This window comes from Variovorax sp. OV084 (assembly GCF_900111625.1).
Classification (GTDB): domain Bacteria; phylum Pseudomonadota; class Gammaproteobacteria; order Burkholderiales; family Burkholderiaceae_C; genus Variovorax.
The window spans coordinates 81,982-98,720 of the sequence record NZ_FOII01000017.1; the positions used below are offsets into that span (position 1 = coordinate 81,982).

Genomic DNA, 16,739 nt, shown 5'->3' on the forward strand with positions numbered 1-16,739 from the left:
AAGCGGGCCATTCTAGGAGAGGCCTCATTGCAGCTCATTGCAGAAAGCGCAATGTTCACGCAATGCAGCTGCATAAGCTGGAGCACTGCATGACCTCCCGCCCGGCGACTTCCTCCCTCCACCCTTTCGTACCCTGGTACGTGGCATTGGGCCAGCGGATCGCCACGCTCTGGGTGGTGAAGATGATCGGCACCACGGTCGGCATCTCGGGCTTCTTCGTCGTGTACTTCTGGGTGATGCACAACCCACCATCGGAGCCGATGGTGATGCCGCTCACGCGGCTCGATCACTGGGTGGGCGTGAGCGACGACGCGATGGTGCTCTACGGCTCGCTGTGGTTCTACATCTCGCTGGCGCCGGCCTTCGCGAAGGACAAGGCAGAGCTCTGGGCCTGTGCGCGCGATGCCGCCATCATGGCCGCCGTCGGCCTCGTGGTGTTCTGGCTCTTTCCTACGACGGTGCCGGTGTTTGCGGTCGACTGGGCGCAGTACCCGGCTCTGCAGTTTCTCAAGGCCACCGACGTGGGGGGCAATGCATTTCCGTCGCTGCACGTCGCGTTCGCGGTGCTCACGGCCGTACTGCTGGAGCGCCAGCTGCGCAGCGTGCAAGCGCCCACATGGCTGCGCGTACTGAACCTGCTGTGGGCCTTCGGCATCGTCTACTCGACGCTGGCAACGCGACAGCACGTGCTGCTCGACGTGCTCGGCGGCACGCTGCTCGCGGCCGCTGTGAGCTGGGCCGGTACCACGCGCGACTGGCTGGTGTGGACCGAGGCCTGAGCCCGGAGGGCGTCAGGCAGCGCTCGCGGCGACGGCCCTGAAAACCTCCAGGGCCGTGTCAATTTCGCGCTCGCCTGTATGACGATGGGTGACGCAGCGCAGCTTGTGCCTGCCCCAAGTCCGGGCCAGCACGCCCAGCTTGCGCAGCGCGGCTTCCCACTGAGCCGCGTCGAGCCCGGTGGCGCTCACGTCGACCTGCACGATGTTGGTCTGCGGCTCGTTGGCGGAAAGCCCACGGAGCTGGCCGATCCCGTGAGCGAGGCGGCGCGCGACCGCGTGATCGTCCGCAAGCCGGCCCACCATGGTGGTGATGGCAACCAGCCCCGCGGCCGCGGCGATCCCGACCTGGCGCTGGCTGCCCCCGAGCAGCTTTCTGTGCCACCTGGCACGCTGGATGGTGTCCGCCGGCCCGGCAAGCACGGCCCCCATGGGCGCGCTCAGGCCCTTGGACAGGCACAGCGAAACGGTATCGGCAAAGGCCGTGATCTCCGCAGCTGGCACGCCCAGTGCCACTGCCGCATTCATCAAACGTGCGCCGTCCAGGTGGACGGCAGCGCCCGCATCCCTGGCCACTGCAAACACCGCCTGCATGTGGGTGAGCGGCAGCACCGCCCCGCCGGCGTTGTTGTGGGAAGTTTCCAGACAGACGAGCCCGGTGCGCAGCTTGTTGCGGCCCGGCCCCAAGGCCTGCGCGAGCAAGCCCAGGTCCATGGCGCCGTCGACGCCGGCAATGCCCTGATAGAACGACCCGGTCAGCGCGGCCGCGCCGCGCTCGGTCACGTAGATGTGCGATGCCGCTTCGGCAAGCACGACTTCCTGCCGCCCGGCCTGGGCGAGGATGGCAAGGAGGTTGGCCATCGTTGCGCTCGGGACATACAGCGCGGCCTCCTTGCCCAGCAGTCGGGCGGCCTCGGCCTCCAGCTCCAGCGCGGTCGGGTCGCCGTCGAGCCCGTCGTCGCCGAGAGGAGCAGAGGCGATGCGGTCATACATCTGCTCTGTGGGCAGCGTCACCGTGTCGCTGCGAAGGTCCACCGGCGGATACATGCTGTCTTGGGTCATTCGGCAGTTGCGCCGGTCGCCTTCACGACCTCCGCCCATTTTTTTCTCTCGCTGTTCAGGAATGTATTGAACGCTTCCGGCGTTCCGGTCCGCACGTAGATGCCGCGCGCGGCGAGGTTGGCCCGGACATCCGCCGAATCGAGCACCCGATTGATCTCCGTGTTCATGGTCCGGACGATGTTCTCCGGTGTCTTCGCAGGCACGACGACACCATAGAGCGTGTAGTACTCGAAGCCCTTGAAGCCGCTCTCGATGAAGGTGGGAACGTCAGGCAGCGATGGATCCCGCGCTCCCGAAGTCACGGCGAGCGCCCGCAGCTTGTGGTCCTTGATGAGCGGCAGCGCCGAAACGAGGGAGGAGATGTAGAAGTCGACCTGCCCGCCCAGCATGTCCGTCATGGCCGGGCCACCGCCCTTGTAAGGCACATGCAAAACGTTGGCTCCCGCCGTCACGCGCAGGTTCTCGGCCACCAGATGCCCGACGGTTCCGTTGCCGGACGATGCGTACGCAAGTTGCTTCTTCTTCGAGCCCGCCAGCAGCGAAGCAAGGCTGTCGTACGGGCTGGAGGCATTCACCACCAGCACCGACACGCCCGTGCCGACCAGCGCAACCGGCGCGAGGTCCTTCGAGGGATCGAAGCTGAGCTTCTTGTAGAGAAACTGGTTGACCGTAAGGTTGCTGGTTTCGCCCAGCACTGCGGTGTAGCCGTCGGGCGGCGACTTCGCGCCGAACTCCAGGCCGATGTTGTTGCCGGCACCGGGCTTGGTGTCGACGACGACCTGCCACTTGGCCTGCTCGCCCAGCTTGGCCGCAAGCAGGCGGCAGACGGCATCCGTGCCCCCACCCGGGGGACTCGGCGAGACCAGGTGAATGGGACGCTCGGGCACCCACGCCGCGGCGGCCGCATGCGCTGCGGCGAGCGCGAGCCCCAAGGTGCATGCCAGGCTCCTGGCGCGCGCGAGACGATGGCGTCGGATGTCGTTCATGAGCGGGTGGTTCCGATCGGGCAGGTTGAATGAATTCAGCGAATCCTAGGCCCGCCATAAAATGAGTAAAGCGAGATATACAAATATCAACTGTGAGGATTTCTCATGAATCTCACGATGCTGGTCACCCTGCGCACCATCCTCGAACAGGGCAGCTTCACCGCCGCGGCCGGCGTCGTGGGCTGCAGCCCGAGCGCGGTGAGCCTGCAGGTCAAGCAGCTGGAGCAGTATTTCGGCAAGCCGCTGTTCGACCGCTCCACCCGCGTGGTGGCGCCAACGGCCTTTGCCCATGAGGTAGTGAGCGCGGTGGGCGACTTCTCCCACCGGCTGCAGATGCTTCGCTCCCGCCCGGTGGTGGAAGTGGCGGGCCGCATCAGGGTCGGCGTGATCACCAGCATGCAGAGCGACGTGCTGCCGCAGGCGCTGCATGAGCTTCGCCGGAAGCATCCGTCGCTGGATGTGGTGGTTCCCCCGCTGAACGACAGCGACGAAATGATCTCCGAGCTGAAGGCGGCGCGGCTCGACGTCGCGTTGCTCGTCAGGCCGGAAGCCGGCGGCTCGCGCCGGCTGGTCTGGCGGGAACTGCACCGCCAGCCCTACGTGTTGCTGGCGCCGCCGAATGCCTCCGGTAAAACCGTCAGGCAACTGCTGGAAGCCTACGACTGGATCGGCTACGACCTGTCTCTTTCGGGAGGACGCGTCGCCGCGCGATACGTGCACAGCCTGAAACCCGATGCGCGCTGCGTGATGGAGCTGCGCTCGATGGACGCCATCGTTGCAATGGTCGCCCAGGGCCTGGGGGTTTCCGTCGTCCCGCAGCCCAGGCGTCCGCTGGTCGATGCCTATGCGGTGCGCGAAGTGGGCCTGGGAAGTCGTGCTCCGTTTCGCAAGCTCTCGCTGGTCTGGCGAAACTCGGACGAAGGCAGCCGCAATGTCGAGGCGGTTGCACAGGCCTTCGCAACCGCCTTCGGCCTTCAGCGAAAGCCGTGAAAAGCCGGCATTACCAGAAGATCCAGAGGGCCAGGCCACCGAAGATGGCCCACTTCACGAGGTAGTACACGCGCTTGTCCCAAGCCTTCAGGCGCTTGCCGATCACGCGGATCTGGTAGATGTACTTGAAGGCGCGGTTGATGCCGCCCGTCTTGTCGCCCGCGTCGTTGGGCGAGCTGGCGGCGGCCAGCAGGTTCTTCGCGAACCAGCGGTTCACGGCGCTGGCCCAGCGGTACTTCAGCGGGCGCTCGATGTCGCAGAACAGGATCACGCGGTCGTGGTCGGTCGTGTTCTCGGCGTAGTGGATGAAGGTTTCGTCGAACACCACGGCTTCGCCGTCGCGCCAGTGATAGCGCTGGCCGTCCACGTCGATGTAGCAGCCTTCGACACCCGGCGTCCACAGTCCCAGGTGGTAGCGCAACGAACCGGCGAAGGGGTCGCGGTGGCGCACGAGGCGGCTACCCGGCGGCAGCTCGGCGAACATCGCGGCCTTGATGGTGCCGATGCCCTTGAGCAGCTCTGTGGTGCGCGGGCACAGCACCGCGGCCGAGGGATGCGCCTCGTCGTACCACTTCAGGTAGAAGCGCTTCCAGCCGCTCTTGAAGAAGGAGTTGAAGCCCACGTCGTTGAACTGGCTCGACGCCTTGATGCTGCCGCCATTGCGCATGGCCAGCGCTTCTTCGCGGATGACTTCCCAGTTTTCTTCGAGCACGCGCATCTCGGGGAACTGCGCGGGCGACAGGTACGGCGTACCCGGCACCTTCGAGAAAAGGTACATGAAGACGTTCAGCGGGGCCAGGAAGGTCGAGTGATCAGAGAGCTGTCTGAAGAAGCGATGCCGCACTTGGCCGCGGAAATGAACGTAGAGCGCACTGAGCGCGAAGATGGCAAGAATGACCCACTTCATTTGGAAAGTGTCCTGTAAACAGCACCGGGTAGTGTAATTCTTTGCACCAAATTGGCCCTGCCCTGGTCCTTTGGCCGTGCGCCGGGCGAGGTTTCAGCTGCAGAGCATTGGCTGCGGCGTATCGGCCATGGCCAGCGGTAGCCGCACGGTGGCCAGCAGGCCGCCGTTCGCGGTTTCACCAAGCGCGACCTCGCCGCCGTGCCGGTCGACCACCGATTTGACGATGGCCAGCCCCAGCCCGCTGCCGCTCTGGTTCTGGTCGGGGTTGCGGAAGAAGCGGTCGAACACCCGCTCGCGCAACGCGGGCGGAATGCCGGGCCCCTCGTCTGCCACCGTCAGAAGTGCCTGGGTGCCCTCGCGCGCCACATGCACGACCACCGTACTCCCCGGCGGGCTGTACTTGATGGCGTTGTTGATGAGGTTGTCGATCATCGAGACCAGGCTTTCGCGCTCGCCGAGCACCGGCACGCGGTCTTCGCTCACCAGTTCCAGCTCGACGTTGCGGGCGCTGGCCAGCCCTTCGATCATGGCCAGCCGGTCTTGCACCAGCGCGTCGAGCGACAGCATCACGGGTAGCGCGTTGTCCGAAACCGCGTCGCTGCGCATGAGCTGCAGCAGCTGCCCCACCAACCGCGCCGCGCGGTCGTTGCTGCGCAGCAGATTGCCCATGAGCTCGCGCTGCTGTTCGTCGGTGCTCTGCTCTTTCAGCGCCTCCACGTTCACGCGCATGGCCGCCAGCGGGGTTCGCAGCTCGTGCGCGGCGTCGGCGATCAGGCTGCGCTCGCGCGAAGTGCTGTCGCGCACCCGCTGCAGCAGGCTGTTGATGCTCTGCACCAGCGGCTGCAGTTCCTTGTGCGGCGGCGCGTACGACAGCGGCGTGAGGTCGGCCGGCCCGCGCTCAGCGGTTTCCTGGCTCACCCGGCGCCACGGCCGCAGCGCAAGGCGCACCGACAGCCACGCGGGAAACACCAGAAAAGGCAAGCTGATGACCAGCGGCAGCAGGTAGTAGCCGCGGTACATCACGGTGACCGTCAACCGCCAGACGCTGGGCTCGGCCAGCATCACGCGAACGTCCGAGGTGGGCGAGGCCAGCGTGCGTGCGCGCCACTCGCGGTTGCCCGCCTTCACGGTCTCGACGCGGTTCGGCACGGTATTCAGAATGACAGGCACGGCCGCTGTAGAGCGATAGATCAATTTGTCGCCCTGCCAGACCTGCAGCACCGGCGAGGTGTCCGAAGCGGCGTCGCCGTCGCCCATGGTTTCGAGCAGCGCAGCCTCGAAGGCGGCCAGGGTTTCCTGTTGCTTGTCGGGCTGGTCGGCCGTGTTCTTCGCGATTGCAATCACCGACTGGAAGATCTTGTCGAACTTCAGCAGCTCGGGGTCGTCGTAGGAGTCGTACAGCAGCAGCGCGATGGCCATGGTCCACAGCAAGGCGACCACGCCCATCTGCGCCAGCAGCAGGCGCCGCATCAGGGAAGGTTGTTTCCAGTTCTTCCAGCGCTGCGCCAGCGCCTGCCTCATTTCTGCGTGCTCCGCACGAGCGACTGCACGTCGATCACGTAGCCGATGCCGCGCACCGTTCGGATGTAGCCCTGGCCGATCTTCTTGCGCAGGTTGGAGATATGCACTTCGAGTGAATTGCTGCCGTTGGCCTGGCCACCGGGCAGCACCTGCTCTTCCATCACGCGGCGCGTGACCACGCGGCCGGTGCGCTTGAGCAGCAAGGCCAGCAGGTCGAACTCGCAGCGCGAAAGCTCCACCGGCTCGCCATCGACGATCACGCCGCGCGTGGGCTCGTGAAGCGCCAGGCCGCGCATGCGGATGGTCTCGTCGTTGAAGCCGTAGCTGCGGCGCGCGAGCGCCCGCACCCGCGACAGCAGCTCGGCCAGCGCAAAGGGCTTGACGAGATAGTCGTCCGCGCCGTCGTCCAGGCTGCGCAGCCGGTCGGTCAGCGCGTCGCGAGCGCTCAGCACCAGCACCGGCAATATCTGCCGGTCGCGGCGCAGGCGGAACAGCAGGTCGAGCCCGTCGCCGTCGGGCAGGCCGAGGTCGAGCAGCACCATGTCGAAGGTGCCGCCGTCGAGGGTGCGCAAGGCGTCGTCGAGTCTGCGGACCCACACCACATCCATGCCTTGATTGGCCAGCGCGATGCGCACGCCGTTGCCCAGGTCAAGGTCGTCCTCAACAAGCAAGAGATTCATGAGCCTCCACGTGAACGAACCACTCCGTTTCCGGAATGTGGCCGGAGTATCAGCGACACGCCGGTGAAGCACTTCAGGAAATCTTCATGAATGCCGAAGCAGCCCTTCAGGTGGGGCCAGGACACTGGAGCGACTCCTCACCACACAGAAACGGAACACCGACGTGAATCGATCGCCCACCCTCCTGGCCCCTCGCGACCAGCCGGATCGCAACCGCCTCCGGCGGCGGGACATCCTCCATGCCATGGCACTGACCAGTGCTGCAGGGCTCGCCGCCTGCGGTGGTGGCGGCGGCCGCGGCGGCGTTGGCATCGGGCCCGGCATTGGCACGGACGCCAGTCCTGCTGCTCCCGCCGCTGCCGGCCCAGGTGCCAACCCGGATGCCCCCCCGAACACCAACCCGGGTGTTGGCGATGGAAGCCCAAGGAACGACAGTGGCGAAGGCAAAGTCTCCGTCATCGACCGCCGTATCAAGGTCTCGAGCTCGCCCGAAGTCTCGCTCCAGGTGCGCGACTGGCAGCCGCCCCGCAGCACCGGCCCGGTCTTTGTATTTCTGCCCGGGCTTGGCGCCAATGCGCGCAGCTTCGACGGCCTCGCACCCGCACTGGCCGCCAAGTCGCGCGTGATCGCGATCAGCCGCCGCGGCTACGGCCTCTCGGACAAGCCGCTGCCCGCGAAGACCGCCACGCAGTACTACGAGGTGGACACGCTCGTGGCCGACCTGAAGGCCGTGCTTGACGCCCTCGGCGTACGGCGCGCGGTGCTGGGCGGCCATTCGATCGCAGGCAACGAGCTCACGCGCTTCGCGGGCCTGTATCCCGAACGGACGCAGGGCCTGATCTATCTCGACACGACCTTCGATTACACGGTGGGCGCAGACAGTGGCGGCGAGGACGTACCGACGAACTCACTGCTCGAAGAACCCAAACCGAAGCCGGAGAACGGCCGCTCGCTGCAGGCTGCCATCGCCTTCTCCCGCCGCAATTCGAAGAACTGGTGGCCTGTGCTGGAAGCGAACCTGCGCGACAGCCTCGACATCCATGCCGACGGAAGCGTGAGTCTCAACACACCCAGCGAAGTGAATGACGCCATGGAAACAGCCGCCCACTCGTTCTCGCCCGACTACAAGGCCGTGCGCGCACCTTCGCTGGTCGTGACCGCCCTGCCTGCGGACACCCGCGACATGTTCCCGTGGCTGGAACTGCCGCTCGATGCCAAGACGCAGAAAGATGCCTCGGACTACGTGCGCATGATCCGTAGCGCGGCCATCACGAATTCGAACCAGCTCGTGGCGGCGCTCAACACCCCGAACCGGCTGACCCTCGACAACAGCAACCACACCGACTTCTTCATGGAGCGCGAGGCCGATGTGCTGCGTGCCATCCAGTTCATGACATGGGCTTGAGCCATGCCGATGCCTTTCAAGCGCGCAGCAGCTTGATCAACGCAGCGAGCTCCTCGCCGCCGAGCCCTGCCGCATCGGCCCGCTGGAAGAGTCCCGCGGCGAAGGCCGGAAACTCGGTGTTGATGCCCGACGCCTGCGCCGCCTGCAGGATGCGCTGCGTTGCCTCGACCGAGATGCGCATCGGGCTCTGCGAGATGCTGAAATCGCCCGACTGGATGACGGAGCCCTCGTGCTGAAGAAAACCCGCGAAGGTCGGCATGATGCCCGCAACGATGCGGCCGTATTCCGCCACGTCGAAGCCTTCGTGCTCGGCAATGCGCGCGCCGTGGATGAAACCCAGCATCGTGCCGTAGATGGTGGAGAGCGTGGCGAGGTCCATGGCCGCCGCGGCGCTCGCCTTCTCGCCCAGGTAGACGATGCCGCCGGCCAGCACCTTCAGCCACGGCTCGGCCTCGTCGAATACGTGCTTTTCGCCAGACACCAGCAGCGGCGTATCGGGCCGGCCCATCTGATCCGGCGCGGCCTGGATCGCGCCTTCGAGATACGCAGCGCCGTGGCGGTGAGCCCAGACCTCTGCATCGCGCGCGTCCTGCGGGCTGCCGGTGGTCAGCTGTATCAGCAGGCGGCCATCCATCGCGGCGGCCGTGCCTTGCTCCGACAGGATCGCATCGGCGCCCCGGTAGTCGTAGACGCACATCACCGCGACGCGGCTCGCACGCAACGCCTCGCCCGCGCCGCGCGCCAGCACGGCGCCCTTCGCGACCAGCGCATCGGCCTTGCCGGGCGTGCGGTTCCACACCGTGACTTCGTAGCCCTGATCGAGATAGAGCTGAGCAATGGTGAAACCCATCGAGCCCAGGCCCAGAACGGAAACTCGCTTGTTGTTCATGACGATTCGATTTCTGTTTGTGAAGACAATTGAATCGTAGAAATTTCGCTTCCATATGGTCAAGTACCTACAATAAAGTCAGGTACTTACCAAAACGTATGTATTGGGTATTTACGGGGCATTCCACGGATAAGAAATGAAATCGAAGAAACCCTACAACTGCGGCATCGGGCCTGCGTTCGACGTCATCGGCGGCAAATGGAAGGCCGTCATCCTCTGGGAGCTGAACGCGCAGGCCTATCGCTTCGGCGAGCTCAAGCGGCTGCTGCCCGACATCAGCGAGAAGATGCTCATCCAGCAGCTGCGCGAACTCGAGACCGACGGCATCGTCCATCGGGAGGTATTCCACGAAGTGCCGCCGCGCGTGGAGTACTCGGCAACCAAGCTGGGCGCCACGCTCAATGCGGCACTCGGGCCGCTGGCCGATTGGGGCGACCGCAATGCCAAGCGCATTGAAACCGCACGCGCGAAAGCCGAAGCGGCCAAGTAGGCCGGCACACCGGGAGCACCGAATGTCGTTGCGGAAGATTTCATCGGCCGTTCTGCTGGCCACGTCGGTGGCGTGGGGCCTCGCGCAGGCGCAGTGCGCGCCCTCGCCCATCTACGCCGGCCCGCCGATGCGCTCGGCGCCCGAAGCTGTATGGCAGAAGGACTTCAAGCGCTCCATCGACGGCGAGTTGCCTGTCGAGCTGCAGAAGGCACTCGGCGACGCGCTCGACAAGATGCTCGCGCACATTCCCGCTGCCAGCGTGGCTGTCGCGATTCCCGGCGAAGGCATCTGGTCCGCCACGCGCGGCCTGGCGCGCAAGGAACCGCCGCAACCCGTCGTGCCCGACCAGCCCTTTCAGGTCGCGAGCACCGCCAAGACCTTCACGGCCGCTGTCGTGCTGCAGCTCGTCGAGGAAGGCAAGCTCAGGCTCGACGACACCATAGACAAGTGGTTTCCCGACGCGCCGAATGCGAAGCTCACAACCATCGAGCAACTGCTGCGCCACACCAGCGGCCTCGTGAGCTTCAACGCGCTACCGTCGCTGGGAGCGGCCTACCGCACGCCCGCCGACGTCATCGCACTCGGCATGTCGCAAAAGCCGCCGTTCTGCCCCGGCACGAATTGGAGCTACACCAACACCGGCTACGCAATGCTCGGAGTGATCGTCGAGAAGGTGGACGGCGCGCCGTTCGCAGACGTGCTCACGAAGCGGCTCATCAAGCCCCTTGCGCTGAAGCACACAGCCATGCGCAAGCCGGGCGTCGAACTGCCCGTCGCCACGGGCCATGCAGCCGGCCGACCAGTCGACGCACCGGACCAGTACGCCACGCCCTATGCCGCGGGTGCACTGGCATCGACCGCAGGCGATCTCGCGGTGTTCTGGCACGCATTGCTCGCGGGCAAGGTGCTGCCCGGCGAAGCGGTACACCGCATGTTCGCCGGCATGCCCGCCATGCTCGGCCCCTATGCCGGGAGCAACGCGTTCTATGGCATGGGCGTGCAGCTCTACGACGTGCCCGACGGTCCCGGGTTGATGCTAGGGCACAGCGGCGGCATCGAGGGCTTCACGAGCATCGTGGCCTACGTGCCGGCCGACGATGTGTACATCGCCGTGTCGTTCAACGAGAAGAAGGTGCCGGCCGAAGCCGGCCTGTGGGCGCTGCTGCGCGCGGTACGCACCTACCGCGTGCTGCATTGACGATGCGGCGATAGCTCAGTCCGCCCAGCCGGTCTCGATCTCGGTCTTCACCTCGGTCATGAGCTTGTGCACAGGGCACTTGCCGGCCACGCGCAACAGTTCGTCGCGCTGCGCTTCCGTCAGGTCACCGCTCAGCCGCAGGCCCGACTTGAGGCGGTAGACGCCCTTGCGCTCCTCGCTGTCGTCGCGGTCGACCACGACCTCGATGTCTTCCACCGGAATGCCCTTGCGCCGCGCATAGATCAGCACCGTGAGCGCCTTGCAGGCCGCGAGCGATGCGTCGTACAGGTCATGCGGCTCGGGGCCGGCGTCGCTGCCGCCGCCAGCGGGCGATGCATCGACCGGAATCTCGTGGTTGCGGATCTTCAGGATGTGGCGCGTGCCGGTGGTGCCGTCGCGGCAGATCGAGATCGTCATGCAGGTGTCCTCGGTAGGGAGTTGCGGTTCAGGAGGAAAGCGTCTTCACGTACAGGATGGTCGTGAACCCGCTGTGCCATTCGAGATCGGGATAGCGGTCGGCCTCGCGGTAACCGAGCGCGAGGTAAAAGCCCTGGCTCTGCGTGTTGAAGGTGTCGGTTTCGAGCCGTGCGAGCGCCACGCCGTCGGCGCGCATGCCGTCTTCCGCGAAGGCCATCAGGGCGCGGGCGATGCCCTTGCGCTGGTGCTCGGCCGGCACGTGCAGCGCATGCACGAAGTCGTGCTCCCAATGGACCATGCCGACCACCTCGCCGTCGATCTCCGCCACGAAGAAGGCCGGGCCCATCTCGTCGATGTAGCCCACGGGCTCGCCGCTCTCCTTGTAGGCCTTCGCGGCCTCGGGCGTGAGCTGCGGCAGCCAGGTGCCGGCGAAGGTGTCGTCGAGGATGGCCTTCACCGCGTCGAAGTCGTCGAGGCGCCAGGGCCGGATGGCGATGTCGGGAATGTCGTGGTTCGTGCTCATCGGTTCAGCGGTCGACGGCCAGCATCAGCGTTTCCTTGATTTCTTCCATCACCACGTAGCTGTGCGACTCGGCCGCCACCGGCAGCTTCTTCAGGATGTCGCCCAGCAGGTGCCGGTACTCGCTCATGCCGCTGAGCCGCGCCTTCACGAGGTAGTCGAAGCTGCCCGACACCAGGTGGCATTCGAGCACCTCGGGCATGTGCAGCAGTTCCTTGCGCACCTTGTCGAACACGTCGCCGGACTTGGCCGAGAGCTTGATCTCGACGAACACCAGCAGCGTCTTGCCCAGCGCCTCGGGCGACACGTGCGCGTGGTAGCCCGTGATGACGCCGTCGCGCTCCATGCGCTTCACGCGCTCGGCGCAGGGCGAGGCCGACAGGCCGATGTGCTCGGCCAGCTCGGTCATGGAAACACGGCCCTGGCGCTGAAGCAGGTCGAGGATCTTGCGGTCGATTCGGTCGAGTTCGGGCATTTCACTTCGCGCGCGGCTTTGGACGATTGGCGGCAGTGTATTTCACTGCCAAACGTCTGAAAACAATGGAATCCACTGCATTGTGCACTTTAGATTCCACTCATTCCATCTGAAACAGTGAATACACCATGAAAGTCATCGTTCTCGGCGGCGGCGTGATCGGCACCACCACGGCCTACTATCTCGCGCGCTCTGGCGCCGAGGTCATCCTGCTCGACCGGCAGGCCGGTCCCGCCGAGGAAACCAGCTTCGGCAATGCCGGCCAGGTGTCGCCGGGCTACTCCACGCCGTGGGCCGCGCCGGGCATTCCGCTGAAGGCGATCAAGTGGATGTTCAAGAAGCACGCGCCGCTGTCCATCCGCCCCGACGGCACGATGTTCCAGCTGCGCTGGATGGCCGCGATGCTGCGCAACTGCTCGCCCGAGGCCTACGCGGTGAACAAGGAACGCATGATGCGCGTGGCCGAATACAGCCGCGGCTGCCTGCAGCAGCTGCGCGCCGACACCGGCCTGCAGTACGAGCAGCGCACCGGCGGCACGCTGCAGCTGTTTCGCACGCAGGCGCAGCTCGACGCGGTGCAGCGCGACATCGCGGTGCTCGAAGAATGCGGCGTGCCTTACGAACTGCTCGACCGCGATGCGCTCGCCGGCGTCGAGCCCGCATTGGCTGGCGCGCGCGACCGACTCACAGGCGGCCTGCGCCTGCCCAACGACGAAACCGGCGACTGCCACCTGTTCACGCGCGGCCTCGCAGAAATCGCGCGCGGCCTGGGCGTGGATTTCCGCTTCGGCCAGACCATCGACGGACTGGAGACGGACGGCAACCGCATCACCGGCGTACGCACCACCACCGGCAAGATCCTTACGGCCGACCGCTACGTGATGGCCTTCGGCAGCTACTCGCGCGCCGCCATTGCCTCGCTGGGACTCGACATCCCGGTGTACCCGGTCAAGGGCTACTCGCTGACCGTGCCGCTGCTCGACGAATCGCTCGCGCCGCAATCGACCGTGCTCGACGAGACCTACAAGGTCGCCGTCACGCGCTTCGACAATCGCATCCGCGTGGGCGGCATGGCCGAACTCGGCGGCTTCGACCTGCGCCTGAACCCCAACCGCCGCGCCACCCTCGAGAAGGTCGTGACCGACCTGTTCCCCGGCGGCGACGTACCGCGCGCCACCTTCTGGACCGGCCTGCGCCCGATGACGCCCGACAGCACGCCCATCGTCGGCGGCACGCGCTACGGCAACCTGTTCCTCAACACGGGCCACGGCACACTGGGCTGGACCATGGCCTGCGGCTCGGGCAAGCTGATCTCCGACATGGTGATGGGGCAGCGGCCGGAGATCCGCACCGACGGTCTTGCGATGGACCGCTACGAACAGGGCTCGTCGCGCGCAACGCGCCCGAACCCGGCGACTGCTCCGGCTTGATGCGGAGGCCGCTCAGGCGGCCTTTGCAATCGGAATCACGGCACTGCTCATGCCGCGATAAACCTCCGCCTCGCCATGCTTCGCCAGCAACTGCATAAGGTGCTTGCGAATCAGCATGCCGGGCCGGTCCGACTCCATCGAATACTCCACGCCGCGCCGGCGCGTGTCGACCAGCGCATCGGGGTCGGTCGATTCCAGGATGTCTTTGTCCTCGCGCGTCACAGCATCGTCGAAGTCGATCAGCATCTGCGCGGTGCAGTCGGCCTCGGTGTCGTTGCGGAACAGCCATTGGCACAGCTGCATGCGACCATCGTCGATGGGCGTGAAGCAGTTGATGATGATGTGGCGCACGCCGCTCGGGTACTCGATGTCGAGCCGGCGCGAGAACGGCAGGAAGTAGGCGTTGCGCATGTGGCGCGTGGTGATCGGGTCGGTCACGCCGCTGATCGCATGGAACTTTACGGGGTTGGTCGCTTCGATGACCGTCTCGGCATAGAAGCCCGATTCGTTTTCCACCAGCTCGTACTTGCTCGGCTTCGGGCTCGCGGCCACGCCGAAGGTGGCGCGGTGCACGAAGCTGAAGTGCGAGTTGTCGAAGGAGTTTTCGAGCGCGCGCATCGGACTGGTCTGCCACTCTTCGTAGAACTGGAAGATGGTGCGGTAGCCCGGGTCGTCGAATTCGGGAATGGCGGGAATGTCGGCAATGGGCTCTTCGAGCGCCACCCATGCATAGCCATAGCGCGCGGTGCAGCGGTAGGCAGCGGTGCGGTACTCGGGCGAGATCTTGCGATCTGCTTCGTACTGCGGAATGCGGATGACCTGGCCGCTGCGGTCGTACGTCCAGCCGTGGTAGCCGCACTGGATGGCGCCGGTGCCGCAGGCCTGGCCTTCGCTGTCCACGCACCAGCCCTTCGACAGCTTCGCGGTGCGGTGGCAGCAGCGATCGCGCAGCGCAGCGGGCTGGCCGTCGGAATCGATGAAGAGAACGATGTCTTCGCCCAGCAGCCTGAAAGGCTTCGGGCCCTGTGCCAGTTCGGTGAGCGGCATGACGGCATGCCAGAACTTGCGGAAGACGGGTTGTTGGGTAACGAGCATGCGCGGACTCCTTCTTTGTTGCGTGGGGACGAACGTGAAAGAGCAATTTCCTGCCTGGATGCGTGGGGCATCGCGCGGCTGAACGCTTCTACTCTGCGCAACATGCCTTGCAAATTGCGCGCCCGGATTGTGCGCCCGGCCAGGCTGCCCCTCCAAGCCCTCACCCTCAATGCCCAAGCAAAATGCTCGAAAGGGCCCTTGGCATGCGTCGTGCATGACCTGCTGCAAGAGTAGAAGCGTTCAGCAGCGCACGCACCACGAACGTGCGCTCGCCCGGAAATTGCTCTTGAAACGCCTTCTGCCCTGCGCAGGGGGATTCAAGACCCGAAGCTTCCGAGGCCCCACATGCAACGTCGATCCTTCCTCGCGGCCAGTGCCGCCACCCTTGCCGCCCCTGCCGTCTTCGCTCAAGGCAGCAACGGCAAGCTCACCCCGCTAAAGTTCACGCTCGACTTCCGCATCAACGGGCAGACCTCTCCCTTCTTCCTGGCGCTGGCCAAGGGCTACTACAAGGACGAGGGGCTCGACGTGAGCATCGACACCGGCGCCGGCTCGGTCGCCTCCATCACCCGCATTGCCAGCGGCGTCTACCAGCTGGGGCTGGGCGACATCAGCTCGCTGGTCGAGTTCAACGCGCAGAACCCCGGCACGCCGATGGTGCAGGCCGTGTACCAGTACTACAACCGTGCACCGTTCGTGATCATCGGCCGCAAGGACCGCGGCGTGACCGGCGACTTCAAGAGCCTCGCGGGCAAGAAGGTCGCGGCGGCGGCCGTCGAATCGACACGCCGCGCCTGGCCGATGGTCGCGCGCAAGCAAGGCATGCGCGGCGACGCCTTCCAGTGGCAGACCACCGACTTCAGCGCACGCGACAACGTCATGGTGCGCGGCGACGTCGACGCCGCCACCTACTTCCACGACTCGGCCGTGTCGTTGTTCGCGCGCATGAAGCCCGAGGAGCTGTCGGTGCTCAAGTACGCGGACGCGGGCGTCAACCTGTACGGCAACGCCATCCTCGCGAGCAGCAACCTCATCGCGCAGAACCCGAAGGTAGTGGCGGCCTTTCTGCGCGCGAGCAACCGCGCCATCGTCGAGACCTTTGCCAATCCGGCGCCTAGCATCGCGGCCATGCGCCAGCGCGAGCCCATCCTCGACGAGAAGATCGAACTCGAGCGCTGGGGCATCACCGCGCAATACGTGGGCGCGGCCGACACGCGCGGCCACGGTCTTGGCGATATAAAGAAACTCACGCTCGAACAGCAGGTCGACGAAGTGGCCGATGTCTTCGGCCTCAAGGTCAAGCCCGCGTCCGACGCCATCTTCAACACTTCAATGCTTCCATCGCGCAGCGAACGCTCCCTCCCCAAGGCATGAACTCCAACAGCGACAACACCACCACCTATCCCGCCGAAACCACGCTCGACGAACGCGACGGGCGCTACCTGCGCAAGGCCATCGTCTGGTCGCATGCAGCGCGCCGCCGGGGCAACCGGCCCTTCGGCTCGGTCATCGTCTCCGCCGCCGGAGAAGTACTGGCCGAAGCCGGCAACAGCAATGCCGAAACCGGCGACTGCACCGCCCATGCCGAAGTCAACGCACTGCGCGCGTTAGCCGGGCGCAAGCTCTCTCGCGAAGAACTCGCGGGCGCCACGATCTACGCATCGGGCGAGCCCTGCGTGATGTGCGCCGGCGCCATCTTCTGGTCGAACATCGGGCGCGTGGTGTTCGGCATCGATGCCGAGCGGCTGCGCGTGTTCCGTGGCGAGCGGCAGGACCAGCGCGATGCCGAACTGTCGTGCCGCGACGTGTTCCGCGCCTCGCCGCATCCCATCGAATGCATCGGGCCGGCGCTGATCGACGAAGCGAGTGCGGCCCACGACGGAGCCTGGAAGACCTGA

The 16,739-nt window shown here is 65.8% G+C and carries 18 protein-coding genes; 8 read left to right on the forward strand and 10 right to left on the reverse strand.

What is annotated here, in order from left to right; genetic code table 11:
• Positions 1 to 89 precede the first annotated feature (89 nt).
• The gene (locus BMW87_RS28200; protein ID WP_256216947.1) at positions 90 to 779 is read left to right on the forward strand and encodes a phosphatase PAP2 family protein; all 690 of its coding nucleotides are present in this window, start codon (positions 90 to 92) and stop codon (positions 777 to 779) included.
• Between the two features lie 12 nt (positions 780 to 791).
• Here the strand turns inward: BMW87_RS28200 and BMW87_RS28205 are convergent, their stop codons facing one another.
• A complete protein-coding gene (locus BMW87_RS28205; protein WP_093080593.1) occupies positions 792 to 1,838 on the reverse strand; it encodes a threonine aldolase family protein in 1,047 nt (348 codons plus the stop codon).
• Positions 1,835 to 2,824 carry a Bug family tripartite tricarboxylate transporter substrate binding protein gene (locus tag BMW87_RS28210; RefSeq protein WP_093058114.1) on the reverse strand — a complete coding sequence of 330 codons (990 nt, stop codon included), beginning with the start codon at positions 2,822 to 2,824 and terminating at the stop codon, positions 1,835 to 1,837. Before BMW87_RS28210 ends, BMW87_RS28205 begins: the two co-directional genes overlap by 4 nt.
• Positions 2,825 to 2,929: 105 nt before the next feature.
• Here BMW87_RS28210 and BMW87_RS28215 point away from each other — a divergent pair, with 105 nt between their 5' ends.
• Complete coding sequence (locus BMW87_RS28215; protein ID WP_093080596.1) at positions 2,930 to 3,814, forward strand: LysR family transcriptional regulator; 885 nt, start codon at positions 2,930 to 2,932, stop codon at positions 3,812 to 3,814.
• Between the two features lie 10 nt (positions 3,815 to 3,824).
• Here BMW87_RS28215 and lpxO read toward each other — a convergent pair whose 3' ends face one another.
• The 3 genes from lpxO to BMW87_RS28230 form a co-directional block, all read right to left on the reverse strand.
• On the reverse strand, positions 3,825 to 4,721 hold the full coding sequence (gene lpxO / locus BMW87_RS28220; RefSeq protein ID WP_093058112.1) for a lipid A hydroxylase LpxO: 897 nt from the start codon (positions 4,719 to 4,721) through the stop codon (positions 3,825 to 3,827).
• A gap of 93 nt (positions 4,722 to 4,814) precedes the next feature.
• Positions 4,815 to 6,242, reverse strand: coding sequence for a sensor histidine kinase (locus BMW87_RS28225; protein WP_093080599.1), 1,428 nt, complete (start codon positions 6,240 to 6,242; stop codon positions 4,815 to 4,817).
• A complete protein-coding gene (locus BMW87_RS28230; protein WP_093058110.1) occupies positions 6,239 to 6,922 on the reverse strand; it encodes a response regulator in 684 nt (227 codons plus the stop codon). Before BMW87_RS28230 ends, BMW87_RS28225 begins: the two co-directional genes overlap by 4 nt.
• 244 nt (positions 6,923 to 7,166) lie before the next feature.
• On the opposite strand from BMW87_RS28230, the gene BMW87_RS28235 reads away from it, so the two are divergent.
• Complete coding sequence (locus BMW87_RS28235) at positions 7,167 to 8,327, forward strand: alpha/beta fold hydrolase (RefSeq protein WP_093080601.1); 1,161 nt, start codon at positions 7,167 to 7,169, stop codon at positions 8,325 to 8,327.
• Positions 8,328 to 8,343: 16 nt separating this feature from the next.
• Here the strand turns inward: BMW87_RS28235 and BMW87_RS28240 are convergent, their stop codons facing one another.
• Entirely contained in the window at positions 8,344 to 9,216 is an 873-nt protein-coding gene (locus tag BMW87_RS28240; RefSeq protein ID WP_093080604.1) for an NAD(P)-dependent oxidoreductase, read from the reverse strand.
• A 136-nt stretch (positions 9,217 to 9,352) separates the two neighbouring features.
• Between BMW87_RS28240 and BMW87_RS28245 the strand changes: the two genes are divergently transcribed.
• Both BMW87_RS28245 and BMW87_RS28250 read left to right on the forward strand, forming a co-directional pair.
• Positions 9,353 to 9,706, forward strand: coding sequence for a winged helix-turn-helix transcriptional regulator (locus BMW87_RS28245; RefSeq protein WP_093058107.1), 354 nt, complete (start codon positions 9,353 to 9,355; stop codon positions 9,704 to 9,706).
• A gap of 22 nt (positions 9,707 to 9,728) precedes the next feature.
• Complete coding sequence (locus tag BMW87_RS28250) at positions 9,729 to 10,904, forward strand: serine hydrolase domain-containing protein (RefSeq protein ID WP_177192862.1); 1,176 nt, start codon at positions 9,729 to 9,731, stop codon at positions 10,902 to 10,904.
• A 15-nt stretch (positions 10,905 to 10,919) separates the two neighbouring features.
• Here the strand turns inward: BMW87_RS28250 and BMW87_RS28255 are convergent, their stop codons facing one another.
• Genes BMW87_RS28255 through BMW87_RS28265 form a run of 3 tightly spaced genes read right to left on the reverse strand, consistent with a single transcriptional unit; the run spans position 10,920 to position 12,316 of the window.
• On the reverse strand, positions 10,920 to 11,321 hold the full coding sequence (locus BMW87_RS28255; RefSeq protein WP_093080608.1) for an OsmC family protein: 402 nt from the start codon (positions 11,319 to 11,321) through the stop codon (positions 10,920 to 10,922).
• Positions 11,322 to 11,349: 28 nt separating this feature from the next.
• Entirely contained in the window at positions 11,350 to 11,844 is a 495-nt protein-coding gene (locus BMW87_RS28260; protein WP_093080611.1) for a GNAT family N-acetyltransferase, read from the reverse strand.
• A 4-nt stretch (positions 11,845 to 11,848) separates the two neighbouring features.
• Entirely contained in the window at positions 11,849 to 12,316 is a 468-nt protein-coding gene (locus BMW87_RS28265) for a winged helix-turn-helix transcriptional regulator (RefSeq protein WP_093058103.1), read from the reverse strand.
• A gap of 128 nt (positions 12,317 to 12,444) precedes the next feature.
• Here BMW87_RS28265 and BMW87_RS28270 point away from each other — a divergent pair, with 128 nt between their 5' ends.
• Complete coding sequence (locus BMW87_RS28270) at positions 12,445 to 13,746, forward strand: D-amino acid dehydrogenase (protein ID WP_093080613.1); 1,302 nt, start codon at positions 12,445 to 12,447, stop codon at positions 13,744 to 13,746.
• A gap of 12 nt (positions 13,747 to 13,758) precedes the next feature.
• Here the strand turns inward: BMW87_RS28270 and BMW87_RS28275 are convergent, their stop codons facing one another.
• Positions 13,759 to 14,841: an aromatic ring-hydroxylating dioxygenase subunit alpha gene (locus BMW87_RS28275; RefSeq protein WP_093080616.1), complete on the reverse strand. Its 1,083-nt coding sequence runs from the start codon at positions 14,839 to 14,841 to the stop codon at positions 13,759 to 13,761.
• Positions 14,842 to 15,186: 345 nt separating this feature from the next.
• Here BMW87_RS28275 and BMW87_RS28280 point away from each other — a divergent pair, with 345 nt between their 5' ends.
• Complete coding sequence (locus tag BMW87_RS28280; protein WP_093080619.1) at positions 15,187 to 16,215, forward strand: ABC transporter substrate-binding protein; 1,029 nt, start codon at positions 15,187 to 15,189, stop codon at positions 16,213 to 16,215.
• On the forward strand, positions 16,212 to 16,739 hold the full coding sequence (locus tag BMW87_RS28285) for a nucleoside deaminase (RefSeq protein WP_093080621.1): 528 nt from the start codon (positions 16,212 to 16,214) through the stop codon (positions 16,737 to 16,739). Before BMW87_RS28280 ends, BMW87_RS28285 begins: the two co-directional genes overlap by 4 nt.